At 70.5% G+C, this 26,297-nt stretch carries 18 protein-coding genes; 9 read left to right on the plus strand and 9 right to left on the minus strand.

Going from position 1 to position 26,297, the window contains the following annotated elements; genetic code table 11:
* Positions 1 to 265: 265 nt before the first annotated feature.
* Positions 266 to 1,639, minus strand: a complete 1,374-nt coding sequence (locus ACIBEJ_RS21770) for a pyridoxal phosphate-dependent decarboxylase family protein (RefSeq protein ID WP_397184588.1) — start codon at positions 1,637 to 1,639, stop codon at positions 266 to 268.
* Between the two features lie 151 nt (positions 1,640 to 1,790).
* On the opposite strand from ACIBEJ_RS21770, the gene ACIBEJ_RS21775 reads away from it, so the two are divergent.
* Positions 1,791 to 2,612, plus strand: coding sequence for a carbohydrate-binding protein (locus tag ACIBEJ_RS21775; RefSeq protein ID WP_397184589.1), 822 nt, complete (start codon positions 1,791 to 1,793; stop codon positions 2,610 to 2,612).
* Positions 2,613 to 3,094: 482 nt separating this feature from the next.
* Here ACIBEJ_RS21775 and ACIBEJ_RS21780 read toward each other — a convergent pair whose 3' ends face one another.
* Genes ACIBEJ_RS21780 through ACIBEJ_RS21800 form a run of 5 tightly spaced genes read right to left on the minus strand, consistent with a single transcriptional unit; the run spans position 3,095 to position 7,899 of the window.
* Complete coding sequence (locus ACIBEJ_RS21780; RefSeq protein ID WP_397184590.1) at positions 3,095 to 3,994, minus strand: 5-dehydro-4-deoxyglucarate dehydratase; 900 nt, start codon at positions 3,992 to 3,994, stop codon at positions 3,095 to 3,097.
* A 12-nt stretch (positions 3,995 to 4,006) separates the two neighbouring features.
* Entirely contained in the window at positions 4,007 to 4,768 is a 762-nt protein-coding gene (locus ACIBEJ_RS21785; protein ID WP_397184591.1) for an IclR family transcriptional regulator, read from the minus strand.
* 40 nt (positions 4,769 to 4,808) lie between these two features.
* The gene (locus ACIBEJ_RS21790; protein ID WP_397184592.1) at positions 4,809 to 5,666 is read right to left on the minus strand and encodes a carbohydrate ABC transporter permease; all 858 of its coding nucleotides are present in this window, start codon (positions 5,664 to 5,666) and stop codon (positions 4,809 to 4,811) included.
* On the minus strand, positions 5,663 to 6,589 hold the full coding sequence (locus ACIBEJ_RS21795; RefSeq protein ID WP_397184593.1) for a carbohydrate ABC transporter permease: 927 nt from the start codon (positions 6,587 to 6,589) through the stop codon (positions 5,663 to 5,665). Before ACIBEJ_RS21795 ends, ACIBEJ_RS21790 begins: the two co-directional genes overlap by 4 nt.
* Positions 6,586 to 7,899: an extracellular solute-binding protein gene (locus tag ACIBEJ_RS21800; protein ID WP_397184594.1), complete on the minus strand. Its 1,314-nt coding sequence runs from the start codon at positions 7,897 to 7,899 to the stop codon at positions 6,586 to 6,588. Before ACIBEJ_RS21800 ends, ACIBEJ_RS21795 begins: the two co-directional genes overlap by 4 nt.
* A gap of 136 nt (positions 7,900 to 8,035) precedes the next feature.
* On the opposite strand from ACIBEJ_RS21800, the gene ACIBEJ_RS21805 reads away from it, so the two are divergent.
* Entirely contained in the window at positions 8,036 to 8,839 is an 804-nt protein-coding gene (locus ACIBEJ_RS21805; protein WP_397184595.1) for an NAD-dependent epimerase/dehydratase family protein, read from the plus strand.
* Positions 8,840 to 8,841: 2 nt separating this feature from the next.
* Here the strand turns inward: ACIBEJ_RS21805 and ACIBEJ_RS21810 are convergent, their stop codons facing one another.
* Both ACIBEJ_RS21810 and ACIBEJ_RS21815 read right to left on the minus strand, forming a co-directional pair.
* Positions 8,842 to 9,888: a mandelate racemase/muconate lactonizing enzyme family protein gene (locus ACIBEJ_RS21810; protein WP_397185276.1), complete on the minus strand. Its 1,047-nt coding sequence runs from the start codon at positions 9,886 to 9,888 to the stop codon at positions 8,842 to 8,844.
* Complete coding sequence (locus ACIBEJ_RS21815; protein ID WP_397184596.1) at positions 9,888 to 10,763, minus strand: NAD-dependent epimerase/dehydratase family protein; 876 nt, start codon at positions 10,761 to 10,763, stop codon at positions 9,888 to 9,890. The genes ACIBEJ_RS21810 and ACIBEJ_RS21815 overlap by 1 nt, the downstream gene beginning before the upstream one ends.
* 94 nt (positions 10,764 to 10,857) lie before the next feature.
* On the opposite strand from ACIBEJ_RS21815, the gene ACIBEJ_RS21820 reads away from it, so the two are divergent.
* A complete protein-coding gene (locus ACIBEJ_RS21820; RefSeq protein ID WP_397184597.1) occupies positions 10,858 to 11,799 on the plus strand; it encodes a LacI family DNA-binding transcriptional regulator in 942 nt (313 codons plus the stop codon).
* On the plus strand, positions 11,796 to 12,698 hold the full coding sequence (locus tag ACIBEJ_RS21825) for an aldose epimerase family protein (RefSeq protein WP_397184598.1): 903 nt from the start codon (positions 11,796 to 11,798) through the stop codon (positions 12,696 to 12,698). Before ACIBEJ_RS21820 ends, ACIBEJ_RS21825 begins: the two co-directional genes overlap by 4 nt.
* Here the strand turns inward: ACIBEJ_RS21825 and ACIBEJ_RS21830 are convergent.
* Positions 12,688 to 15,117, minus strand: coding sequence for a SpoIIE family protein phosphatase (locus ACIBEJ_RS21830; protein WP_397184599.1), 2,430 nt, complete (start codon positions 15,115 to 15,117; stop codon positions 12,688 to 12,690). The two genes, ACIBEJ_RS21825 and ACIBEJ_RS21830, sit on opposite strands and share 11 nt — an antisense overlap.
* Before the next feature lie 95 nt (positions 15,118 to 15,212).
* On the opposite strand from ACIBEJ_RS21830, the gene ACIBEJ_RS21835 reads away from it, so the two are divergent.
* From ACIBEJ_RS21835 to rimO, 5 genes are all read left to right on the plus strand, one after another.
* The gene (locus tag ACIBEJ_RS21835) at positions 15,213 to 20,426 is read left to right on the plus strand and encodes a HAMP domain-containing protein (RefSeq protein ID WP_397184600.1); all 5,214 of its coding nucleotides are present in this window, start codon (positions 15,213 to 15,215) and stop codon (positions 20,424 to 20,426) included.
* A complete protein-coding gene (locus ACIBEJ_RS21840; RefSeq protein WP_397184601.1) occupies positions 20,423 to 21,049 on the plus strand; it encodes a response regulator in 627 nt (208 codons plus the stop codon). Before ACIBEJ_RS21835 ends, ACIBEJ_RS21840 begins: the two co-directional genes overlap by 4 nt.
* 408 nt (positions 21,050 to 21,457) lie before the next feature.
* Positions 21,458 to 23,974 carry a DNA translocase FtsK gene (locus ACIBEJ_RS21845; RefSeq protein WP_397184602.1) on the plus strand — a complete coding sequence of 839 codons (2,517 nt, stop codon included), beginning with the start codon at positions 21,458 to 21,460 and terminating at the stop codon, positions 23,972 to 23,974.
* 78 nt (positions 23,975 to 24,052) lie between these two features.
* Positions 24,053 to 24,817: a helix-turn-helix domain-containing protein gene (locus ACIBEJ_RS21850; RefSeq protein ID WP_397184603.1), complete on the plus strand. Its 765-nt coding sequence runs from the start codon at positions 24,053 to 24,055 to the stop codon at positions 24,815 to 24,817.
* A gap of 36 nt (positions 24,818 to 24,853) precedes the next feature.
* Positions 24,854 to 26,257, plus strand: coding sequence for a 30S ribosomal protein S12 methylthiotransferase RimO (gene rimO, locus ACIBEJ_RS21855; protein WP_397184604.1), 1,404 nt, complete (start codon positions 24,854 to 24,856; stop codon positions 26,255 to 26,257).
* Positions 26,258 to 26,297: the final 40 nt, after the last annotated feature.

Here is a 26,297-nt window from a genome sequence, read left to right on the forward strand (position 1 = left end):
TGGGGCGAGGGGAGGAGGCGGGCACTGCGGTAGGAGGGCCGGGTGGGAAGGACGGGGGTGGCGCGGGCGTGAAGAGGAGGGGCGGCAGGAGGGGCCGGATGTCGGGGTAGGTGGGTCGTCGGGGGGTGGCGCTGGGTAATGGATCGGGGTGGCGGCGCGGGGCGAGGGTGGCGCAGGTGAGCGTGGCGCGGGGTGAGGGCCGGGGGTGGCGCGGGGGGATGGGGTCCGGGGTTCTGGCGCGGGGCGATGGGTCGGGGTGGGGTGGTTAGGGGTGGCCGATGGTTTCTAGGGCTTCTCTTACGCGGTCTTGGTGGGTGCGGAAGCTGACCACTGCCAGGCGGACGAAGAAGCGGCCGTTTACCAGGGTGCTGGACAGGAAGACTCGGCCGCCGGCGTTCACTCGTCGCAGCAGTTCCTGGCTGGGGCGGTCGTCGTCGCCCGGTATGCGAAACGCGACCGTGCTCAGGCGGGGTTCCCAGGGGACTTCGAAGCCCGCCGAGACCAGTTCCTCGTAGGCGAACCTGGCCAGATCCAGCTTCTCGTCCAGTGCGGTGCGGAAGGCGGACAGGCCGTGGAGTTTGATCGGGAGCCACAGGGCGAGGCCGCGGAAGCGGCGGGTCAGTTCGGGGGAGTATTCGGTGAAGTTCGGGATCTCTTCTTCGGCGCTCAGGTCCTGGAGGTAGTCGGCGCCCACGTGGTGGGCGGCGCGTAGGCGGGCGCCGTCGCGGACGAGGAGGGCGCCGGTGCCGTACGGGAGGAACATGGCCTTGTGCGGGTCGAGGGTGATCGAGTCGGCTGTCTCGATGCCGCGGAAGGCCGCCCGGCCGCGTTCGGTCAACTGGAAGGGGCCGCCGTAGGCGGCGTCCACGTGGAACCACAGTCCGTGCCTGCGTGCGGTCGCGCCGAGCTCGTCGAGGGGGTCCACGGCGCCGGTGTTGGTGGTGCCGGCGTTGCCGATCACCAGGAACGGCCGGCGGCCCGCTTGGCGGTCTTCGTCGATCATCTTCTCCAGGGCCTGCGGGTCCATGGCGAGGGTGTCGAGCGTGGGTACGGCCCGCACGTTCGCCCGCGGGAACCCGGCGAGCATCGCCGACTTGGCGCAGGAGGCGTGCGTCTGGCCGGTGGCGTAGATGACGCCGTCGAGGAAGTTCTCGGGCAGGAGCGCGGTTCGGGCGGTGACGATGGCCGAGAAGTTGGCCAGGGAGCCACCGGAGGTCAGGACGCCGCGGGCGGCGGCCGGGTAGCCGAACAGGTCGCACAACCAGCGCAGCACCGTCGCCTCAATCTGGGCGAAGCCGGGGGCGAGGTTCCATACAGTCACGTACTTGTTGGCTGCGGCGGCTACGAAGTCGGCGAGCACCGAGGCGTAGAGGCCGCCGCCGGGGATGTAGGCGAGGTATCCGGGGCCGGCCGTGGTGACGCCGGCGGCGGCGCCTCTGGCCACGACGTCGAGCAGCGCGGCGAAGGGCCGGCCCTCCTCGGGCGCGGGTTCACGGAGTTCGGCGGCGAGCTTGGCGGCGCCGTCGAAGTCGCCGGCCGGCGCGTCGGCGAGGCCGTTCACATAGGTCTGGACGAACTCCAGGGCGGCCATTCCCATCGCACGCGCGTCCTCGGGAGTAGGTTCAAGGGGGTACGGCATGCGAGCGTTCCTTTCTGGCAGGTGTTGCCATATGCCGGTGTTGTTCAGATTTGAACATTGACATAGGGCCACGTTATGGAGATCTGAAGGGTTCTCCAGTCATGTCCACGATGCGAACTTGGGGCCAACTCTGACAAGGAGAAGGACCCCCATGGAAGAAGAGGGAACCACCCCCGCAATCTCCCGCAAAACCCTTCTGAAAGCAGCACTCATCGCCACACCGGTGCCGCTGCTCGCGGCGGGGGCGCCCGCGTTGGCCCGCACCGTTTGGGCCGAGGGCGGGCCGCTCACCCCGACGCCCTTCTGCGACGACGGCGACGACCCCACGCCGGCGCAGACGGAAGGCCCCTACTTCAAACCCAACTCGCCCCGGCGCAGCACGCTCCCCGGATCGGGCACCCCGCTCACCGTCAGCGGATACGTCTTCGGACTCGCCTGCCAGCCACTCCCCAACGTCCTGCTGGACTTCTGGCAGTGCGACACCAACGGCAACTACGACAACGTCGGGTTCAACTTCCGCGGCCACCAGTTCACCGACGCGAACGGCGCCTTCCAGCTCACCACGATCGTGCCCGGTCTCTATCCGGGACGTACCCGGCACATCCACGTCAAGGCGCAGGCGCCCAACCGGCCCGTGCTCACGACGCAGCTCTACTTCCCCGGTGAGCCGCGCAACAACACGGACACCATCTTCAACCCGGCGCTGCTGATGACGGTGCGCACGGTCGGCGGGCGTCGGGAGGCGACCTTCGACTTCGTGCTGCGGGTGCCGGGCACTCCGCCCACGAGCCCACCCCCCACGAGCCCCCCGCCCACCAGTCCGCCGCCCGGCGGCACCTGGGCTGCGGGCGTCGGGTACGCGGCCGGTGCGCAGGTGACCTATGGGGGCTCCAGTTACCGGTGCCTGCAGTCCCACACCTCGCAGGCCGGCTGGGAACCGCCCAACGTCCCGGCGCTCTGGCAACGCGTGTGAGCCATCCGCCGCCGGGCACCTCCACCCCGGCGGCGGCCCACCCCTGCCAAGGCCCCTTGATGTCCACAGGGCATGAAAGGCTGACGGCAAAAGCGCGAGGTGGCCAGGCAGCGTGTGCCCATCAGGCCGAGGGAGAAGCGGTGCGTTCCCTCCAGGCCGTCAGGCCAAGGGAGAAGCGGTGCGTGCCCCTCAGGTCGTGGCGAAGTGGTGTGTGCCCGACGAGAGTGGCGGGGCGGAGAGTCCCCTCATGCCGTGGCGAGGAACGGCCGTGGTGAGGGGGAGGGTCCCCCTCGGCCCGTGGCGAGGAATGGCCGTGGTGGGGGTCGGCCGTGGTGAGGGTCGGTCGTGGCGGGGCGGAGGGTCCCCCTCGGGCCGTGGCGGGGAACGGCCGTGGTGAGGAACGGTCGTGGCAGGGCGGAGGGTCCCCCTCGGGCCGTGGTGAGGAACGGCCGTGGTGAGGGGGCCATCCTGGCGCGGCAGTCTCAGGCTCCGGCCAGTTCCAAGCCTGCCGCGATGATCCGCTCAAGCTCCGCCACATGCTGAGGAGCGGGGTCAAGCAGCGGCAGCCGTACACCGCCCACCTCCAGCCCCCGCAGCCGCACGCCCGCCTTGACCAGCGAAACCGCATACCCAGGCTGAACATCCCGCAACCGCACCAGCGGCAGATAGAACCGGGTCAGCAGAGCCCGGGTCAACTCCTCGTCCCCACCCGTGACGGCCTTGTAGAAGGCCAAGGCGATCTCGGGCGCGAACGCGAACACCGCACTGGAATAGAGCGTGACGCCGAGCCCCCGGTAAGCAGGCACGGTCAGCTCCGCCGTCGGCATTCCGTTGAAGAACGTGAACTCCCGGTCACTGCCCTGCCGCACCGTCAGGATGATCCGCTGCAACAGGTCAAGATCCCCGAGCCCGTCCTTGAACCCGATCACGTTCGGCAGCTCCGCCAGCTCGGCCACGGCCTCGGGGGTGAACCGGGCGTTCCCCCGCTGGTAGACGATGAGCGGAAGGTCGGTCTCGGCCGCCACGTCCTTGACGTACCGGACGAGGCCCTGCGTGGGGGACGAGACGAGGTAGGGCGGGAAGAGCAGCAGCCCGTCGGCGCCGTTCTCGGCGGCGGCCCGCGCGTAGGCGCGCCCGGCGACACCGCCCGCGCCGGAGAAGACGGGCACGTTCCCGGCTGTCGCCGCGACGCTCGCCTTGACGACCCGCGTGTATCCGGCCAGGTCGAGTGCGTTGAACTCGCCGGTGCCGCACGCGGTGAACACTCCTCCCGCCCCGGCCGCGACCCCTCGGGCGACGTGCTCGGCGAGCACCGTCTCCGCCACGTCGCCGTCGGCTCCGAAGGGGGTCACCGGGAAGAAGAGAACACCATCAAGACGCATGTACGGTCCTTTCTAGCGAATGCCCTCCCTGCGCAGGGTGGCAATCAGTTTGCGGGTGTGCCGGGTCACGGCGTCGATGACCTTGTCGAGCTTGTCGTCGTCCAGGTCGGCGGGCATCGAGCAGCTGATGGCATCGGTCGCGGGGATGCGGTAGTCGACCGCGACCGCGACACACTTGACTCCGGGGGTCCCCTGCTCGCTCTCCAGCGCCCAGCCGCGGGTGCGGACCTGCTCCAGCTCCTTGGCCAGCTTCGCGTGGTCGGTCAGCGTGTGCGGCGTGTAGCCGACCAGCTTGTCCGGCAGCAGGCCGGTGACCTCGTCGTAGGTGAGCTGGGCGAGCAGCGCCTGGCCGAGCGCGGTCACGTGGGCGGGCAGCCGGCGGCCGACGCGCGGTATCACGTTGTGGGTCCTGCGGCCCTCGCGCGTGGCCAGGTAGAGCACGTGCGCCCCGTCGCGCCGGGCGAAGTGCACGGTGTGCCCGATCTCGTCGCGCAGGTCGTCCAGGGTCTCCAGCGCGAAGGGCAGGGCCTGGTCCTTGTCCAGGTACGCCGTCCCCGTGAGCAGGGCGTGCGGGCCGATGCCGAAGGCCGACTTGGCCCCGTCCGTCTCCACCCACTTCAGCTCGACCAGGGTACGCATCAGCGCGTGCAGGCTGCTGCGCGGAAAGCCGGTCTGGGCCTGCAGTTCCGACAGGGAGAGGCGGTCCGGGGACGCGGCGAGCGTCTCCAGGATGCGAACCGTTCGCTCGGCTGACTTGACCATCGAGGACTCCATAGGGTCCAGGATATTGGATGGCGTTCATATACATGGACACTTAACCCTTGATGGCGCCGCTGGTCAGACCGCGCATGAACTGCCGCTGGAAGGCCAGGAACGCGATGATCGACGGCAGCAGCGCCAGCAGCGACGCCGCCAGCAGCACGCCGATCCCGACCTCCTCGTCGGAACGCAGCGAGCGCAGCGCGATGGGCAGGGTCCACTGGTCGGAGTCCGTGGCCACGATCAGCGGCAGCACGTACTGGTCCCAGATCATGGTGAAGCCGAACACCCCGATCACGCCGATCGCGGGCCGGCACAGCGGCAGGATGATCGTGAAGAACGTCCGCATCTCGCCCGCGCCGTCGATCCTGGCCGCCTCCTCCAGCTCGACCGGGACCTCCTTCATGAACTCGGTCATGACCAGGATGGAGAAGCCCCAGGCGCCGATCGGAAGGATCATGCCCGCGTAGGTGCCGATGAGCCGGGTCCCGATCAGGGGCAGCTCGCCGAGCACCGCCGACAGCGGCAGGATGATGACCTCCTCCGGGATCATCATCGTCACCAGCATGAGCAGCAGCACGACCGTCATCCCGCGGAACTTCTTGCGGGCCAGCGCGTATGCCGCGAAGACGCTGACGATCATTTGCAGCAGCAGTCCGAACCCGACGACGACGAAGGAGTTCAGCAGGTAGAGGAAGACCTTGCGGTTGCCCGCCTGGATGAAGTTGTCGAGGGAGAAGCTGTCGGGCAGGGAGAAGCGGGTCGGGTCGGGCACCGCGCCGAAGGCGTTGATCAGCAGGCCGACCAGTGGCCCGAGGAAGACGACGACGATGGCGGCGTACAGGATGGTCTTGAGCGTGACCGCGAGCGGGCCGCGCTTGCTCTCCAGTCCGAGTGTGCTGTCGAACCTCATCGCGCCTGCCTCCTCCGCAGCACCTGGACGATCACCGTCAGCAGCAGCGTCGCCAGGAACAGCACGACGGAGGCGGCCGAGGCGAGCCCGAAGCGGTTGTTCTGCAGCCCTTCCTTGTAGATCAGCGTCATGAGCACCTCGGAGGAGCCGTTGGGCCCGCCGTTCGTGAGCACGTAGACCTCGACGAAGACGCGCAGTCCGCGGATGGCCGCCAGAGTGAACAGGATCCAGAAGACCGGCCGCAGCGCGGGCAGCGTCACCCGCCAGAAGCGCTGCCACACCGTCGCGCCGTCCACGGCCGCCGCCTCGTAGAGCGTGCGGTCCACGCCGACCAGCCCCGCGACGAAGATCATCATGTCGTACGGCGCGCCGCGCCAGATCATCATCCCCATGATCGACCAGAGCGAGCTGTCCTCGCTGGACAGGAATGACATGGGCCCGAGCCCGACCCAGCCGGCCACGGTGTTGAGCAGCCCGTCGGGACCGGGGTGGTACATGATCCGCCAGACCTCGGCGACCGCCGCGATCGTGGTCACGACCGGCAGGAACGCCGCGGTCCTGACGAACCACAGGTAGCGCGCCGGGCCCTCGACCAGCAGCGCCAGCACCAGGCCGAGCACGATCGAGCCGACCGTGGTCAGCAGGGCCAGCACCGCGCTGTGCCACATGGCCGAGGTGAAGGCGCCGTCGGTGAGGGCGGTCTCGTAGTTCTCCAGCCCGACCCAGCGGTTGCCGAGGAAGGGCCGGACCTCGAAGAAGCTGTCCTTCATCATCACGAAGATCGGGATGAACTTGAAGTACAGGAACAGCAGGAGGGCGGGGGCGAGGAACAACCAGGGGACCAGCGCGCCGCGCCGCCGGATCCGCTTGTGGCGGCGGCGCGGAGCGGTCCCCGTGTGCGGGGGCGACAGCGTGGTGGTCATGACGCTTTCTGGGTCGTCAGTTCCGTGGTGAAGGTGGTGTTGAGCTCGTCGAGGGTGGCCTTGACGTCCTTGCCGCAGTCGGCCCAGGCGGCGTTGATCGCGTCGGCGGCCTTCTGTCGGAACGGCGTCCAGTCCGGCACCGGCGGCGTGTAGACGGCCGTCGGGTACGCCTCGGCGAAGACCTTCCAGCGCGGGTCCTTGCGCTCGGCCCCGAGGTCCACCTCCTGGTTGACGGGCAGGCGGACGATCGGTCCCTCGTTGTCGCCGTTCATGCCGATCCGCTGGCCGGCGGCGGAGATGGCGTACTCGGCGAACTTCTGCTGCGCGGGCTCCATCTTGGAGCCGGCCATCAGGTAGACGTTCTCACCCTCGCCGAGGGTGCCGGGGCCGCCGGACGGGCCCTTGGGCACCTGGACGACCTCGATCTTGTCGTCGCCCACGCTCTTGACGAAGCGGGCGAGCACGTAGGGGCCGACCAGGTAGATGCCGCCCTGGCCCTTCTCGAAGACCGTGTGGGTGACGGTCGTGTCGTTGCTGACGGCGCCGGGGTTGACGGTCTTGGCGGTGCAGAACTGGTCCTGCATCCACTTGACCGCCTCGACCGTCTTCGGGTCGCTGACGGTGGAGCTGAACTTGCCGCCGCCGTTGGCCTTGATGAAGTCGCCGCCGTTGGCGTAGACGAGCGAGGAGACGTACCACGAGGCGTAGCCCCGCTTGGTGCCGGCCGGGGCGACGAAGCCGTAGGTGTTGGCGGTGCCGTCGCCGTCGGGGTCCTTCTCGGTGAACGCCTTGGCCAGCGCGGCCAGGTCTTCCCAGGTCTTGGGCGGTTCCAGCTTGAGCTTCTCGCGCCAGTCCTTGCGGATGATCAGCGCGAACGACTGCGCGGAGAACGGCGCCGCGTAATGCTTGCCGTCACCCGCCGCGGCCGCCTTCCAGGCCAGTTCGGTCACCTTGTCCTGGCCGGCCAGCTTGGCCTTGTCGACCTCGCGCAGCCAGCCCTGGTGCTGCATGTTTCCCAGCCGGGCGGTGTCGTTGATGACCACGTCGGGCAGGTCCTTGGCCTGGGCCTGCTGCTGCAGCTTGGTCTCGAAGTCGTCGAACAGCGAGACGAGCTTGGTCTTGACGCCGCTGGCCTTCTCGAACTCCGCCACGAACTTCTGGGCGGTCTTGTGCGACGGGGAGTTGGGCACCTGACGGATCCAGATCTCCAGGGCGTCGGTGCCGCCGCCGGAGCCTGACTGCGATCCACAACCCACCACTGTTACGGCCAGAGCCATGGCAACGCCGGCCCCGATCAGGTTGCGTGACATCAGACCGCCTCCTGTTCACGTATGTGGACGTGTTCTCCAAATGTGGAGCTGGTTCATGTGAACGTAACGACGCACCTATGTCACGGTCAATATTCAAGGATGTGAATTTCGATCAGACTTGTGTACAACAGTCCTCATGCGCATCCTCGTCACGGGAGCCGCCGGGAAGGTCGCCACCCTTCTGCGGCCCCGCCTCGCCCGCCCGTCCAGGACCGTCCGCCTGTCCGACCTGCATCCGCTGCCGCCCGGTGAGCTGGGCCCCGGCGAGGAGTTCGCGCAGGCCGACCTCAACGACGAGCCCGCGCTGGCCGCGGCCATGAAGGGCGTGGACGCCGTCCTGCACCTGGGCGGCCAGAGCCGCGAGCACCCATGGGCCGACATCGTCCAGGCCAACATCAACGGCACCCACGCCCTGCTGGAGGCGGCCAGGAAGGAGGGCGTCGAGCACGTCGTCCTGGTCGGCAGCCACCACGCGGCCGGGTTCCACACGCGCCCGGTCACCGGCGAGGACCTGCCCGACTACGCCTTCCCCCGCCCCGACACCCTCTACGGCGTGAGCAAGGTCGTCATGGAGGCCCTGGGCAGCCTCTACCACGACCGCTTCGGCATGAACGTCACCGTGATCAGGCTCGGCACCTGCAACGACGCCTCAGGCGACACCCGCGGCCTGGCCACCTGGATCTCGCCCGACGACCTGACCCGCCTGGTCGAGGCCGCGCTGACCGCGCCCGGCTACCACGTGGTGTGGGGCGTCTCCGACAACGCCCGCCGCTGGTGGTCGCTGGAGGAGGCCCAGGCCATCGGCTACGTCTCCCACGACGACTCCGAGGCCCACGCCGCTCCCGTCCTCGCCGCCGAGGGCGAGCCCGACCTCACCGACCCGGTCCACGACCGGGCGGGCGGCATGTTCACGATCAGGCCCCTGGGCGAAGCCTGGTGAGCTCAGCGCCAGCGCAGCCCCAGCCCCGGGTTCCCGGCCGTGGTCAGCTCCCCGTCCGAGATCTCCACCGGGTACGGCTCCGCCAGCACCCCCAGCGCCGCGAACGAGGCGTCCTCGACCTCCTCGACCATGCACGCCAGCGGCAACGCCATGGCCACCTGCCCTGACACCTCCGGCAGCAGATGCGGAAAGGTCGGGACACCGAAGGTCCTGGCCAGCTCCGCGATCCGCAGCAACGGCGTCACCCCGCCCACCCGCACCACGTTCGGCTGCACGACGTCGCAGGCCCCGGCCACCAGCAGGTCACGGAAGTCATACACGGTGTACGCGCTCTCGCCCACCGCGATCGGCACCGGGACCGACTCCCGCAGCCGGGCCTGCGCGCCGATGTCGTCGGCGGGCAGCGGCTCCTCCACCCAGTACAACCCGAACTCCGCCAGCGCCGCGATCGCCCGCCGCGCCGACGGCAGGTCCCAGCGCTGGTTGGCGTCGACCATGAGCAGCACGTCCGGCCCGACGACCTCGCGGACCGCCGCCACCCGCCGCACGTCCTCGGCCAGCGAGGGCCGCCCGACCTTGACCTTGACGCCCGGATAGCCGGCGGCCTTCCACCGCCCGGCCTGCGCGACGAGCTCGTCCATGTCGTAGTGGAGGTTGACGCCGCTGCCGTAGACGGGCACCGACGCGCGCCGCCTGCCCAGGGCGTCGGCCAGGCTCGCGCCGCCGCAGCGCAGGTCCCACAGCGCGAGGTCGAGACCGGCCATCGCGATCGTGGTCAGCCCGCCGCCGCCCGCCTCGCGCAGGTGCCGCCACAGCAGGTCCCACAGCACGCCGGGGTCGGGCTCGCGGCCGAGGGCGAACGCGCGCACCTCGTTCTCCAGCAACGCCTGGACGGCTCGCGCCCCGATCTGCGGCGTCCAGGAGAACCCGGTGCCGACGCGGCCGTCGGCCAGCCGTACCTCGACCTTGAGCAGGTGGTTGGCGGGCACGTCGGCGCCCCACGGACGGCGCAGCGGGACGGTGCGCGGCGTCACCACGAGGTCGGCGATCACGAGCCCAGCTCCGTCCGCCAGCTCCGCGCGGCCCGCCACCCGAGCAGGCGCTCGGCCTTCGCGCAGGAGAAGACCGTCTCGCCCACGGTGTCGGCCAGCCCGGCCGTGCTCGGCACCACCTTGGGCAGCACCTCCGGCAGCGGCTCGCGGGTGAGCGCGTCGGCGGCCCCGGCGAAAAACACCTCCCCGTTCGGGATGTCCGGCAGCTTCTCCAGCAGCGTGCGCACGAAGTCGGCCGCGTCGCGCGCGTCGATGTAGTTGAACAGGGAGACCCCGGCCAGCTCCGGCCGGTCGAGGCGCTCGGCCATCGTGTGACCCTGCTGCGTGGGCGCGCCCTCCCACTCCTCGGGCGCCACGACGTAGCAGGGGCGGAAGACGGCCAGCCGGGTCTGCGCGGTGCGCGCGAAGCTCCTGACGACCTCCTCCGCGACCTGCTTGGACAGGCCGTAGGCGTTCCAGGGGGCCAGTGGATGAACCTCGTCGATCGGCAGGTACGACGGGGTCCAGCCGGGCGTGCCGTACCCGATCACCGTGGGGCTGGAGGCGACGGCGACGCGCCCGACGCCGGAGCGGACCGCGCTCTCGCAGACGTTGAAGGCGAGCTGGCTGTTGACCCTGAACGTGACCGCGTCACTCCTGCTGAACGGCACCGCGATCGCGGCCAGATGCACCACCGCGTCGGGCCGGAAGCGGGTCATGACCTCGAACGCCTCGCCCAGATCGGTCAGGTCCGCCGGCATCGTGGCGGCGGCCTGCGCGGGCGTGCCCGGCGCCTGGTCGATGCCGATCACCTCGTGCCCCGCCTCGGCCAGGGCCGTCACCACGCTGCGGCCGAGCCTGCCCGCGCTCCCGGTCACGAGCGTACGCGTCATCGTCTCTCCTTAAAGCAAACGGTTGCATCGACCTTGACGGCCGCAAGCGCAACCGTCAAGGTTTGTGGGCAACCGTTTGCAGGGGGGAGCGCCGATGACGGTGACGATCAGGGACGTGGCCAGGGCCACCGGAGTGCACGTCTCGACGGTCTCCCGCAGCTTCTCCGCTCCGCACCTGGTGAACCCGGCCACCCGCGACCGCGTCCTCGCCGCCGCCGACCAGCTCGGCTACCGGCCCAACCGGGCCGCGCGCGCCCTCACCACCGGGCGCACCATGAACCTCGGCCTGATCGTCGCCGACATCGCCAACCCGTTCTTCCCGCCGCTGATCAAGGCCGCCCAGAGCCACGCGAGGACCAACGACCACCACGTCTTCGTCGCCGACACCGACGAGGACCCCAGGGCCGAGGAGGAGCTGATCCGCACCCTCGCCAAGCAGGTCGACGGCGTCATCCTGTGCAGCCCCCGGCTGGCCAACGAGCAGATCGTCCGGCTCGCGGAGGACGTGCCGTTCGTCGTGGTCAACCGCCAGGTCGAGGGCCTGCCCTGGGTCCTCATGGACGTCGCCCAGGGCGCCGCGCTCGCCCTGGAGCACCTGCGCCGGCTCGGCCACAGCCGCCTGGCCTACGTCAGGGGCCCGGCCGGCTCCTGGACCAGCGAGGAGATGCGCGTCGCCGCCAGAGGCGTGCCCGTCATCGGGCCCAACCAGCCCACCGAGCAGGGCGGCATCGCCGCCGCCCGCGCCGTCGCCGACTCCGGCGCCACCGGCGTGCTCGCCTACAACGACCTGGTCGCGCTCGGCCTCATCGAGGGCCTGGCCGACCTCGGCGTACGCGTGCCCGCGGACGTGAGCGTGGTCGGCGTCGACGACATCCTGCCCGGACGACTCAACCGGCCCAAGCTCACCACCGTCGCCATGCCCACGGAAGCCGCCGGCCGCGCCGCCGTCGACCTGCTCCTGGGCGCGCGGACCGGACCCGTCAGGCTGCCCACCGCGCTCATCGTCCGCGAATCCACCGGGGAGGCCCCCAGATGATCGAGCTGACGTCCGGCGCGCTGCGCGCCCGCGTGCTGCCCTACGGCGCCGTCCTGCAGTCGCTGGAGGTCGGCGGCGTCAACGTCGTGCTCGGCCTGGACGACCCCGCCGACTACCTCACCCGCAGCCGCTACTTCGGCGCCGTCGTCGGCCGCTACGCCAACCGCGTCGCCGGCGGCAGGTTCACCCTCGACGGCGTCGAGCACACCCTGCCCGTCAACAACGGCGCCAACAGCCTCCACGGCGGCGTCAAGGGCTTCGACAAGCACGACTGGACCGTCACCGAGTCCTCGCCGAAGTCCGTCACCCTCAGCCTCACCAGCCCCGACGGCGACCAGGGCTACCCGGGCGAGCTCACCGCCACCGTCACCTACACCCTCGACGGCGACGCGCTCCGCCTCGACTACACCGCCGTCACCGACGCGCCCACCGTCGTCAACCTCACCAACCACACCTACTTCAACCTCGCCGGCGGCGGCGACGTCCGCGGCCACCTCCTGCGCATCGAGGCCGGACGCTACCTGCCGGTCGACGATGGCAAGATCCCCACGGGCGAGCTCGCGCCCGTGCGCGGTACCCCGTTCGACTTCACCTCCCCGACGGTCATCGGGCAGCGGTACGGCGCCGCCTACGATCACTGCTTCGTGCTCGACGGCGGCATCCGGGTCGTCGAACCCGTCTCGGGCCTGGCCATGGAGGTCGCCACCACCGAGCCAGGAGTGCAGTTCTACGCCGGCGGCATGCTCGACCCCACGGCCACGCCGTACGGGCCGTTCTCCGGGTTCTGCCTGGAGACCCAGCACTTCCCCGACTCGCCCAACCAGCCGCACTTCCCCTCGACCGTGCTGAGGCCCGGCGAGCGCATGGAGTCCAGCACCACCTACCGCTTCACGGCCTGACCGCCTTCAGCACCAGCATCGCGAGGTCGTCGCGGGACGGCTCGGCGGCGAAGGTGTCGACGGCGTGCCGTACCCGCTCGGCGACCGCGTGCGCGCTCAGCCCCGCGCACGCCGCCAGCAGCCTGGCCAGCCCGTCGTCGTCGTCCAGCAACCGGCTGCCCGCGCGCCGCTCGGTCACCCCGTCGGTCACGCAGAGCAGCACGTCGCCGGGCTCCAGCTCGAAGATCTCGTCGAAGAACTCCGCCGAACCCTCGATGCCCAGCAGCAACTGCGGCACGGCGACCGTCTCCACCACGCCGTCCGCCCGCAGCACCAGCGGCGGCGGATGCCCGGCCGAGGCGATCGCGCAGCGCGCGCCGCCCTTCGGCAGCGGCGTCAGCTCCCCGCACAGCAGGCTCAGGAACCGGCCCTCCTCCGTCTCGTCGATCAACGTCGCGTTGAGCCGGTCGAGGATCGCCGCCACCGGGTAGCTCTCCTTGGCCAGCAGGCGTACGGCGTGGCGGGCCAGCCCGGTCACCGCAGCCGCCTCGGGACCGCTGCCGCAGACGTCGCCCAGCGCGAAGTACCACCGGTCGCCGACGGCGAACAGGTCGTAGAAGTCGCCGCCCACGTCCGCGCCCTCCTCGGCCGGCTCGTAGACCACCGCCGACTCCAGGCCAGGCATCGAGGACGTGGTCACCGGCAGCAGGCTGCGTTGCAGGACCCGCGAGGTGGTCTCCTGGCGGGCGTAGAGCATGGCGGTGTGCAGGTTGAGCGCCACCAGCCGGCACAGGTCCGCGAGCAGGTCGGCCAGTTCGTGCGAAAGCAGCGGCTCGGCCCGGCCCAGCACCAGCGCCCCGAGCGACCGGTCGCCGGTCAGCAGCGGGAACGACAGCACCGTCGCCGCGCCCGGCGGCCACTCGGCCTTGCCCAGCTCCTGCGACGGGCTGGCCGGCAGCACGCGGCGCAGCTCGGCGTTGTGGCGCTCCTCGCTGTGCCAGACGTGCGCCAGGCGGGTCGCACCCGACAGGTCGGTCAGGTACACCGCCGCCCACTGCGCGATCTTGGGGACGACGAGCTGGGCCGCGAGCGCCGCGAGCAGTTCCTCGTCGTGCACGCCGGCCAGCAGCTCGCCCGCCTCGGCCAGGAACGACAGCCGGCCCCGGTGCGCGCGGTCGCGCTCGGCCAGCCGTTCCCGCTCCACGTGCAGGGCCACCTGGTCGGCGACGTGCTGGAGCCCGGCGGCCAGCGCGCTGTCGAAGCGGCCCGGCTCGGCGGAGGTCACCACGAGGTAGCCGTGGACCTCGCCGGCCGTACGCAGGGGGGCGCACGCCAGCGACCTGGCGTTCAGTTGCTCGGCCAGCTCCACGTCCGTCTTCAGCAGGTCGTCCACCATGCTCGGGCTCGCGGCCGAGCGCGAGAACACGCCCGCGCCCAGCACCCCCACCAGCCCCGCCGTCGCGCCCGCGCCGCCCGCGACCGCGAAGCCCTCGTCGTCCTCGCTCCTGACCAGCACGTACGCCGCGTCCGCCCCGGAAGACGCCTGGATCACCTGGGCCGTGGCCTGCAGGCGCTCCGACAGCGGGCGGGTGTGCCCGAGCACCTCCATGATCCGCTCGCCGGCCTCGCGCCTGAGCGGCGTGGGCGGCGGCGCCAGCACGTAACGATGGTCCTCCGCCACGACCATCCACACCACCCGGCGATCGCCCACCCGGCCGCCGGTGCGCAGGTGGGAGACGTACACCGGCACCAGATGACCCTCGCGGTGCCACATCCACGACGCCCCGCGCCAGCGGCCCAGGCCGAGCGTGTCCTCCAGCGTCAGCGCGTAGCGGCCGTGGCCGCGCCAGGCGACCAGCTCCGCCAGCGTCATCCCGACGGCCTCGGCGGCCGGGCGGCCGAGCAGCGCCTCGGCCTCCGGGTTCCACAGCAGCACGCGGCCCTGGGCGTCGGCCACGATCACCGCCACGTGCAGCGACTCCACCGGCGCCGCGGCGGTCGCGGGGGCGGCGGCCGGTGGCCCGCCCGGCTCGTGCGTACCGTCGTCCGCCATGAGGTCGAGGCGCACCCACACCCGCTTGGCCGAGCGGGAGTAGGTGACGCCCCACGCGTCGGCCAGCATCCCGGCCAGCGCCAGCCCCCTGCCGGAGGTGGTGGGCGGGGCGCCGGCGGCCAGGACCAGGCGCGAGGGGTGGTGGTCGTCCACCTCGATCTCCAGCCGCGGCGGGGTGGCGGCCGCGTCGAGGCGGCAGGTCAGCTCGATCGCCGTGCCCGCGTGGACGACGGCGTTGGTGACGAGTTCGCTGGTCAGCAGCACCGCGTCCGCCTCGACGTGGCTCAGCTGCCATTCGGCGAGGGCGTCGCGGACGAAGCGGCGGGCCGCGGCCGGGGCATGGGGCGTGCCGTCCAAGGCCGTGCTCGTAACCCGGGTGGCGTCCACGCGACTTCCTAGAACATCACTCGATGTGGCAGTTCGGTCACACTCAGAGTGGCAGACTGAAGCCACTGATACCTCCGGTTGTGAAGAAGGCGGCCATGGTCACTTCGCCGGCTCCTGGAGCGCTCCAATCCGCCGACCTGCGTCCGTTACTCGTCGCCCTTCACGGCCTGCGCGACGGCAACTTCCGCGCCAGGCTGCCGGTGCCCGACGACCCCGTCCTGGCCGAGCTCGCGGTCGCCTTCAACCAGGTGGTCGAGCGCAACGAGCACATGTCCAGGGAGCTGACCCGAGTCCGCACCGAGGTCGCCAGGCAGGGCCACCTCGACGAGCGGATCAGCCCCAGCCAGGGCGCCGGCTCGTGGGCGGCGAACGTGACCGCGGTCAACTCGCTCATAGACGCCCTGGTGATTCCGGCGGCCAAGGCCACCCGCGTGCTCAACGCCGTCGCCGACGGCGACCTGTCGCAGCGGGTCGACCTCCAGGAGGACAGCCGGCCGCTGCGCGGCGGGCTGCGGCTGATGGGCAAGGCGGTCAACCGCATGGTCGACCAGCTCGCGCTGTTCTCCGGCGAGGTGACCCGCGTGGCCCGCGAGGTCGGCACCGAGGGACGGCTCGGCGGCCGGGCCAAGGTGCAGGGCATGCAGGGGAGCTGGCGTGACGTGACCGAGGCGGTCAACGCCATGGCCGGGCGGCTCACCGCGCAGGTGCGCGACATCGCGGTGGTCACCACCGCCGTGGCCAGGGGCGACCTGACCAGGCAGGTGACGGTCGAGGCCACCGGCGAACTGCTGGAGCTCAAGCTGACCGTGAACACGATGGTCGACCAGTTGTCGGCGTTCGCCGACGAGGTGACCCGCGTGGCCCGCGAGGTCGGCACCGAGGGCCGCCTGGGCGGTCAGGCGCAGGTGCGCGGGATGAGCGGGGTGTGGAAGGACCTCACCGACAACGTCAACTTCATGGCGTCCAACCTGACCACGCAGGTGCGTTCGATCGCGCAGGTGACCACGGCGGTGGCCAACGGCGACCTGTCGAAGAAGATCACCGTGGACGCCCGGGGCGAGATCCTGCAGCTCAAGGACACCATCAACACGATGGTCGACCAGCTCTCCGCCTTCGCCGACGAGGTCACTCGGGTGGCCCGGGAGGTCGGCACGGAAGGGCAGCTCGGCGGCCGGGCCGAGGTGAAGGGCGTCTCGGGCACCTGGAAGGACCTCACCGACAACGTCAACTTCATGGCGTCCAACCTGACCACGCAGGTGCGTTCGATCGCGCAGGTGACGACCGCGGTCGCGCAGGGCGACCTGTCACGCAAGATCACGGTTGATGCCCGGGGCGAGATCCTGCAGCTCAAGGACACCATCAACACGATGGTCGATCAGTTGTCGGCCTTCGCCAGCGAGGTGACCCGCGTGGCGCGCGAGGTCGGCACGGAAGGCCAGCTCGGCGGCCGGGCCGACGTGCGCGGGGTCTCCGGCACCTGGAAGGACCTCACCGACAACGTCAACTTCATGGCCGACAACCTCACCTCCCAGGTGCGCTCGATCGCCCAGATCACCACGGCCGTGGCCAACGGCGACCTGTCCAAGAAGATCACGGTGGACGCGCGCGGCGAGATCCTGCAGATGAAGGACACCATCAACACGATGGTGGACCAGCTCTCCGCCTTCGCCGACGAGGTGACCCGCGTGGCCCGCGAGGTCGGCACGGAGGGTCAGCTCGGCGGCCGGGCGGTGGTGAAGGGCGTGTCCGGCGTCTGGAAGGACCTGACGGACAACGTCAACTTCATGGCCTCGAACCTGACCACCCAGGTACGCGACATCGCCACCGTCGCCACCGCCGTGGCCCAGGGCGACCTGTCGCGGAAGATCACGGTCGAGGTCAAGGGCGAGATCCTGGAGCTCAAGGACACCGTCAACACGATGGTGGACCAACTGTCCGCCTTCGCCGCCGAGGTCACCCGGGTGGCGCGCGAGGTCGGCACCGAGGGTCGCCTGGGCGGTCAGGCGCAGGTACGCGGCGTCTCCGGCGTCTGGAAGGACCTCACCGACAACGTCAACTTCATGGCCGACAACCTGACCACCCAGGTGCGCTCGATCGCCCAGGTGGCCACCGCCGTCGCCCAGGGCGACCTGTCCCGGAAGATCACGGTCGAGGTCAAGGGCGAGATCCTGGAGCTGACCAACACCATCAACACGATGGTCGACCAGCTCTCCTCCTTCGCCGACGAGGTCACCCGCGTCGCCCGCGAGGTCGGCACGGAGGGCCAGCTCGGCGGCCGTGCGGTGGTGAAGGGCGTGTCCGGCGTCTGGAAAGACCTGACCGACAACGTCAACTTCATGGCCGACAACCTCACCTCCCAGGTACGCAACATCGCCCAGGTCACCACCGGCATCGCCGAGGGAGACCTGTCCAAGAAGATCACTGTCGATGCCCGGGGCGAGATCCTGCAGCTCAAGGACACCATCAACACGATGGTCGACCAGCTCTCGGCCTTCGCCGACGAGGTCACGCGCGTGGCCCGGGAGGTCGGCACCGAGGGCCGCCTGGGCGGTCAGGCGCAGGTGCGCGGCGTGTCCGGCGTCTGGAAGGACCTCACGGACAACGTCAACTTCATGGCGTCCAACCTCACCTCCCAGGTACGCAGCATCGCCGTCGTCACCACGGCCATCGCCAACGGCGACCTGTCCAAGAAGATCACCGTCGATGCCCGGGGCGAGATCCTGCAGCTCAAGGACACCATCAACACCACCGTCGACCAGCTCTCCGCCTTCGCCGACGAGGTCACCCGCGTGGCCCGCGAGGTCGGCACGGAAGGCAGCCTGGGCGGTCAGGCGCAGGTGCGCGGCGTGTCCGGCGTCTGGAAGGACCTGACCGACAACGTCAACTTCATGGCCTCCAACCTCACCTCCCAGGTACGCAACATCGCGCAGGTCGCCACCGCCGTCGCCAACGGCGACCTGTCCAAGAAGATCGACGTGGACGCCCGCGGCGAGATCCTGGAGCTCAAGACCACGATCAACACCATGGTCGACACGCTCTCCTCCTTCTCCGCCGAGGTCACCCGCGTGGCCCGCGAGGTCGGCTCGGAGGGCAGGCTCGGCGGCCAGGCCGAGGTCGAGGGCGTCTACGGCACCTGGGAGCGCCTCACCAAGAACGTCAACGAGCTCGCCGGAAACCTCACCACCCAGGTACGCGCGATCGCCGAGGTGGCCAGCGCCGTCGCCCAGGGCGACCTCAGCCGCAGCATCAGCCTGGAGGCCAAGGGCGAGGTCGCCGAGCTCAAGAACAACGTCAACCTCATGGTCGCCAACCTGCGCGAGACCACCCGCGCCAAGGACTGGCTGGAGTCCAACCTCGCGCGCATCGCCGGGCTCATGCAGGGCCACCGCGACCTCGTCGAGGTCGCCGACCTCATCCTGCGCGAGCTCACGCCGCTGGTCAGCGCGCAGTTCGGCGCGTTCTACCTCGCCGACCTCGACGCGCGCGACGGCTCCCTCGCCTTCATCGCCGGCTACGGCGCCGCCCACGACAGGGACGTGCTCCCCGACCCGGGCACCGAGGGCCCCGGCCTGATCCGCCAGGCCGCGCTGGAGAAGAAGCGCATCCTGCTCGAAGACGTGCCCACCGACTACATCAAGGTCCACACCGGACTCGGCGAGGCCGCGCCGGCCAGCGTGGTCGTGCTGCCGATCCTGTTCGAGGACAAGGTGCTCGGCGTCGTCGAACTGGCCTCCTTCAGCCGCTTCAGCGAGGTCCACCTGGCCTTCTTCGACCAGTTCGTGGTCACGATCGGCGTGGCCATCAACACGATCATCGCCAACGCCAGGACCGAGTCGCTGCTGTCGGAGTCGCAGCGGCTGGCCCAGCAGTTGCAGGGCCGTTCCGACGAGCTCCAGCGCCAGCAGGCCGAGCTGCGCAGGTCCAACGCGGCCCTGGAGGAGAAGGCGCACCTGCTGGCCACCTCCTCGCGCTACAAGTCGGAGTTCCTGGCCAACATGTCGCACGAGCTGCGTACACCGCTCAACAGCCTGCTCATCCTGGCCAGGCTGCTGGCCGACAACCCCGAGAACAACCTGTCCGCGCAGGAGGTCGAGTTCGCCTCCACGATCCACAACGCCGGAAGCGACCTGCTCCAGCTCATCAACGACATCCTCGACCTGTCCAAGATCGAGGCCGGCCGGATGGACGTGCGCCCGGAGAACCTGCCGCTCAGCAAGCTTCTCGACTACGTGGACGCCACCTTCCGCCCGCTCACCGTGGACCGGGGTCTCACGTTCGAGATCGAGGTCCGCCCGGGCGTACCGCGCGAGCTGTTCAACGACGAGCGGCGGCTGCAGCAGATCCTGCGCAACCTGCTGTCGAACGCGGTCAAGTTCACCAGCAGCGGCGAGGTACGCCTGGCCGTGTCCAACGTGGGCGCCGTCACCACCGAGGATCAGGACGGTCCCACGCGGCCGGGCGACGTGATCGCCTTCGCCGTCTCCGACACCGGCATCGGCATCGCCGCCGACAAGCTGCCCGCCATCTTCGGCGCCTTCCAGCAGGCCGACGGCACCACCAGCCGCAAGTTCGGCGGCACCGGGCTCGGGCTGTCGATCAGCAGCGAGATCGCCCGGCTGCTCGGCGGCCAGATCCACGCCGTCAGCGAACCGGGGCGCGGCAGCACGTTCACGCTGTTCGTGCCCGCCGTGTGCCCCGCGACCAGCGTCACCGTCGAGTCCGGCGGCGGCGAGGCCGTGGCGACCGTGCCCGCCTGGCTGCCCACCGAGCCGTTGCGCAGGGCCGTGGACACCCGCGCCGCCCCGGCCCAGGCCGAATGGCCGGTCGTCGACAGCGGCGACGAGCTGTGGGAGTCGGCGGCCCAGCTCAGCGCCCTCGTCGACGGGCCGGTCGGGGCCGCGTTCGCCGGCAGGCGGGTGCTGATCGTCGACGACGACATCCGCAACGTCTACGCCCTCACCCACGTCCTCGGCCGCCTCGGCATGGAGGTCATCTACGCCGAGAACGGCCGCGAGGGCATCGAGGCGCTCGAACGTGAGGAGAAGATCGCCCTGGTGCTCATGGACGTGATGATGCCCGAGATGGATGGCTACGAGACCCTCGGCGTCGTACGGCAGATGCCCCGCTTCACCGACCTGCCGATCATCGCGCTGACGGCCAAGGCGATGCCCGGCGACCGGGAGAAGACCATCGCCTGCGGGGCCTCCGACTACGTGCCCAAACCCGTGGACCTCGACCACCTGCTGGAGGTCATGCGCGGCTGGCTCGACGGCGAGCGCGGCGCCGAGGCGGGGGAGGGGGCGCGATGATCCGCCAGGTCAAGATCCTCCTGGTCGACGACAAGGACGAGAGCCTGGTCGCGCTGGAGGCGGTGCTGCGGCCGTTGCAGCAGCAGTTGTTCAAGGCCAGGTCGGGGCAGGAGGCCATGAAGCTCATGCTGCGCCACGACTTCGCCGTGGTGCTGCTGGACGTGCTGATGCCCGGCATGGACGGCTTCGAGACCGCCGCCCACATCAAACGCCTCGACCAGACCCGTGACGTCCCCATCATCTTCCTCACCGGGACCGACACCGGCTCCGGCGCCGCCTTCCGCGGTTACGCCGTCGGGGCCGTGGACTACATCACCAAGCCCTTCGACCCCTGGGTGCTGCGGAGCAAGGTGACCGTCTTCATCGAACTGTCCCGCAAGAGCCACATGCTGCGTGAGCAGGCGGCGTTGCTGCGTGACCTGCTCCGCGGCGACCCGGAGGCGGCCCGCGACGCCGACGCCGTGACCACGTTCGCCGAACGGCTGAGGGCGGTGGAGGACCGCCTGTCAGCCCTGACCACCGAGGCCCCGGACGACGACGGCCTCCGAGCCGCCATCAAGGACCTGGCCGACCGCGTCAACGCCATGCAATCCGCCTTCGACACCCTCCACCCCACCCCCTGACCCCTCAACCCCGGGTTTCCGCCCGGATCCCGGTCTCCGGCTGGCCGGGCGCAAGGGCACCCCGGCCTGTCCTCGCTCCGGGAGAAGAGCTATCCCGGGTCAGTCGCCCTGCGAGGTCGCCCGCGATGTCGGCCGGGGTGGGAGCGCCGGAGGCCGAGGGACTGGGGTGGCGGTGCGGGTGGGTCAGGGTGGCGGTGCAGGGGGGCCAGGGCGGCGGTGCGGGTGGGTCAAGGCGGCGGTGGAAATGGGGTGGGGCGGCGGGGGTGGGTGGGGCGGCGGGGGTGGGCCGGACCGGAGCGGGCGGGGGTGGGGGATGTAAGGGGTGGGACGGGTGGGGGTGGGGATATTTGGGGCGGTGTCGGCGAGCCTGTGTGCCATGGCGGGGGTTGGGGACGTAGCTTTGGCATCATGGCCACCCGTACGCCGAAAAGCGCACCGAAGGGGCCGGCGAAGCGGTCGAACTCGTCCCGGGCGACCCCCGCCAAGCGGACGTCCGCGTCGGCGGGACGCCCCAAGGCGAAGGGGACGGGCTCGGCCCGCAAGTCGTCCGTGACCCACCAGGACCCCATCAGCTGGGTCTTCACGATGATCGGCAAGCTGATCGTCGGGCTGTGGATGTTGCTGGCCAACGGCATCGGCAGTGCCGCCCGCGCGCTCGGCTCCAGTGCCCGTGAGCTCGATCCGGCCCATCGGCGCGACGGCGTGGGGCTGGCGGTGCTGGCCGGGGCGATCGTGCTGGCCGCCATGACGTGGCGCGACGCCAGGGGCGCGGTCTCCGACGTGGTGAACGCGGTGGTCCACGGGGTGTTCGGGTCGCTGGCCTGGGCGCTGCCGTTGCTGCTCGGGCTGCTGGCCTGGCGGTTCCTGCGCCACCCCGACCAGAACGCCGACACCGGCCGCATGGTGATCGGGTGGAGCGCGCTGCTCATCGGCATCCTGGGCGTCATCCACGTCGCGAACGGCGTGCCGTACCCCTCGGGGACCAAGACCGACGGCATGGACAAGGTGTCGGAGGCGGGCGGCATCATCGGGTTCATCGTGTCGGCGCCGCCGCACAGCATCCTGCCGCCGTTCATCACGATCCCGCTGCTGCTGATCCTGTCGGGGTTCGGCGTGCTGGTGATCACGGCCACGCCGGTCCACCGCATTCCCGAACGGCTGGCCGAGCTCAAACACCTTCTTTTCGAACGGCACGGCCCCGCGCAGCCCGGCGAGGCGGGCAAGAAGCGGACCAGGGCGAAGAAGCCGGGCGAGCCGGAGGGCGGCGACCTGGTCAAGCCCTACGACACGCCGGTGCTCAAGGAGAAGGAGAAGGAGGGCCGCGGCGACCATTCGCCGGAGATCGTGCCGGGGCTCACCGACGAGGAGGAGCCGACGCCCGCGCCGGAGGCCCGCAGGCCGGAGCCGCCGGAGCCGAGTCCCGCCCCGCGCAAGGTGGAGCAACTGGTCCTGTCGCCGCAGGCCGGGCCGTACCAGCTTCCCGATCTTCAGAGCCTCAAGCCGGGCTCGGCGCCCAAGCCGCAGACCAAGGCGAACACCGTCGTGGTCAACGCGCTGACCAGCGTGCTGGAGCAGTTCACGATCGACGCGCAGGTGATGGGCTTCACGCGGGGTCCGACGGTGACGCGGTACGAGATCGAGCTCGGGCCCGCGGTGAAGGTGGAAAAAGTCACCGCCCTCACCAAAAACATCGCTTATGCCGTTAAATCGGCGGATGTCAGGATCTTGTCGCCGATCCCGGGTAAGTCGGCGATCGGGGTCGAGATTCCCAACGCGGACAAGGACCTCGTCGCGCTCGGCGACGTCCTGCGGGCCCAGGTGGCGCAGGCCGACCACCACCCGATGATCGTGGGACTGGGCAAGGACGTCGAGGGCCGCACGATCGTGGCCAACCTCGCCAAGATGCCGCACCTGCTCATCGCGGGCGCGACCGGCGCGGGCAAGTCCGTCTGCGTGAACGGGCTGATCACGAGCATCCTCATGCGCGCCACCCCGGACGAGGTCCGCATGGTGCTCGTGGACCCCAAGCGGGTGGAGCTGAGCGTCTACGAGGGCATCCCCCACCTGATCACCCCGATCATCACGAACCCCAAGAAGGCCGCGGAGGCCCTCGAATGGGTCGTGGGCGAGATGGACCGCCGCTACGACGACCTGGCGGCCAGCGGCTTCCGGCACGTGGACGAGTTCAACAAGGCGGTGCGGGCGGGCAAGCTGCAGCCGCCGCCGGGCAGCGAGCGCGTCTACCAGCCCTACCCGTACCTGCTGGTGATCGTGGACGAGCTGGCCGACCTCATGATGGTCGCCCCGCGCGACGTCGAGGACTCCATCGTCCGCATCACCCAGCTCGCCCGCGCGGCCGGGATCCACCTGGTGATCGCCACCCAGCGGCCCTCGGTGGACGTCGTGACCGGTCTGATCAAGGCCAACGTGCCCTCCAGGCTCGCCTTCGCCGTCTCCAGCCTCACCGACTCGCGGGTCATCCTCGACCAGCCGGGCGCCGACAAGCTCGTCGGCCAGGGTGACGCGCTGTTCCTGCCGATGGGCGCCAGCAAGCCGATCCGCATCCAGAACGCGTTCGTCTCCGAGAAGGAGATCGCGGAGATCGTCGAGCACTGCAAGGGGCAGATGCAGGCGGAGTACCGCGACGACGTGGCCGCGGTGGCGGTCAAGAAGGAGATCGACGAGGACATCGGCGACGACCTCGACCTGCTGCTGCAGGCGGCCGAGCTGATCGTCACCACGCAGTTCGGCTCGACCTCGATGCTGCAGCGCAAGCTGCGTGTCGGCTTCGCCAAGGCCGGGCGGCTCATGGACCTGCTCGAAAGCCGCAACGTGGTCGGCCCGAGCGAGGGTTCCAAGGCCCGCGAGGTCATGGTGAAACCCGACGAACTCGCCGGTTTGCTGGCCGACCTGCGCGGCGAGTGACCCCGATGCTTCCCCGCCCGGCGATTACTGGTTGAATATGGACCACTACGCAACGTCGGGGGCGGGGAGGCGTTTGCCGTGCAGGAGCAGAGCATCGGGTCCGCGCTGGCTGCGGCCAGGCGGCAATCGGGACTGACGGTCGGCCAGCTCAGCGCGACCACGCGCGTGCGCGAGGCCCTGATCTACGCGATAGAACGCGATGACTTCTCCCTGTGCGGGGGCGACTTCTATGCCAGGGGGCACATCAAGGCGATCTCCAGGGCGGTCGGCCTCGACCCGGAGGCCATGGTCCATCTCTACGACGAGCACCATGGCGGCGTGCCGATGCCGGTGCGGGCGGCCACGATCTTCCAGGCCGACCGCCGGGTGAAGCTGCGCGAGCGGCGCGGGCCCAACTGGACGATGGCGCTGGGGGTGGCGCTGGCGATCGTGGTGGTGTTCGGGGTCGTGCGGGTGATGGGTGGCTCGGGGGAGACCAGGGTGGCCGACGTCACACCGGTCTCGGCCGTGCCCAGCGTGCCGCCCAACACGCCGTTCACCGAGCCGCCGCCGCCGGCGCCGAAGAAGGCGGCGCCGGTGATGAAGGATCTCGTCGTGGTGCGGGTGCAGGCCAAGCGTTCGTCCTATCTGAACGTGCGGGACGCGAAGGGACGCAAGCTGTTCGCCGGGACGCTGGCGGCGGGCAAGAGCTCGACGTGGCGGGCGCCGACTCAGATGAAGCTGCTCTTCGGCGATGCCGGAGCGGTCTTGCTGCAGGTCAACGGCAAGGATCTGGGCCAGCCGGGCGGCAGCGGGGAGAGGGTGCGGCGCTCGTTCGGGCCATCAGCACCCCGGCCACGGTGAAGGTAGTGGCCAACTCCCGATACCGTAGTGTTCACCATGTCAAAGTCCGTATCGCTGATCACCCTGGGCTGCGCGCGCAACGAGGTCGACTCCGAGGAGCTCGCCGCGCGCATCGAGGCTGCCGGTTGGCAGCTCGGTGACGACGACCCCGACGTCGTCGTCGTCAACACGTGCGGCTTCATCGATTCTGCGAAGAAGGACTCGATCGACACGCTGCTGGCCGCCGCCGACTCCGGCGCGAAGGTGGTCGCGGCCGGGTGCATGGCCGAGCGCTATGGCAAGGAGCTGGCCGAGGCGCTGCCCGAGGCGAGCGCGGTCATCTCCTTCGACGACTACGCCGAGATCGGGGAGCGCCTCGACGACGTGCTCGACGGCCGGCCGCTGACGCCGCACACGCCACGCGACCGCCGTACCCTGCTGCCCATCTCGCCGGTAGATCGTGCCAGCGCGCCCAAGTCCGCCATTCCCGGTCACGGCGACCTGCCCGAGGGGCTGGCTCCGGCCAGCGGGCCGAGGGTGCTGCGCAGGCGGCTCGACGAGAGCCCGGTCGCCTCGCTGAAGCTCGCCTCCGGCTGCGACCGCCGCTGCACGTTCTGCGCGATCCCGGCCTTCCGCGGCGCCTACGTCTCGCGCGACCCGGAGGAGCTGCTGGCCGAGGCCGACTGGCTGGCCCATCGCGGAGTGCGCGAGCTGGTGCTCGTGAGCGAGAACTCCACGTCCTACGGCAAGGACCTCGGCGACCTGCGGGCGCTGGAGAAGCTGCTGCCCAAGCTGGCCGCGACCGAGGGCATCGAGCGGGTGCGGGCCAGCTACCTGCAGCCTGCCGAGCTGCGTCCCGGCCTGATCGACGTGCTCGCCGGCACCGAGGGCGTCGCGCCCTACTTCGACCTGTCCTTCCAGCACGCCAGCGGCTCGGTGCTGCGCAGGATGCGCCGCTTCGGCGACCCCAAGCGCTTCCTGGAGCTGCTGGACGCCGTGCGCGCCAAGGCGCCGGAGGCGGGCGTGCGCTCCAACTTCATCGTGGGCTTCCCCGGCGAGACCGAGGAGGAGTTCGGCGAGCTGGTCGGCTTCCTGGAGGCGGCCAGGCTCGACGTGATCGGCGTCTTCGGCTACTCCGACGAGGACGGCACCGAGGCCGCCTCGCTGCCGGGCAAGCTCGGCCAGGACGTCGTCGACGAGCGGGTGCGGATGCTGACCGAGCTGGCCGAGGAGCTGACCGCGCAGCGCGCGGAGGAGCGCATCGGCACCGAGCTCGACGTGCTCATCGAGGAGGACCTCGGCGACGGCGGCTACGAGGGCCGCGCGGCGCACCAGGGCCCCGAGGTGGACGGCTCGGTGACCGTGCAGGGCATCGGCCTGGTGCCGGGCCAGATCGTGCGCGCGGTCGCGGTCGACGCCGAGGGGGTCGACCTGATCGCGCGGATCAAGGCCGGTCCATGAGCGTGCGGCCCGCCGGCCTCTGGCGTCCAGAACATCCGGC

This window comes from Nonomuraea sp. NPDC050790 (assembly GCF_044456745.1).
Classification (GTDB): domain Bacteria; phylum Actinomycetota; class Actinomycetes; order Streptosporangiales; family Streptosporangiaceae; genus Nonomuraea.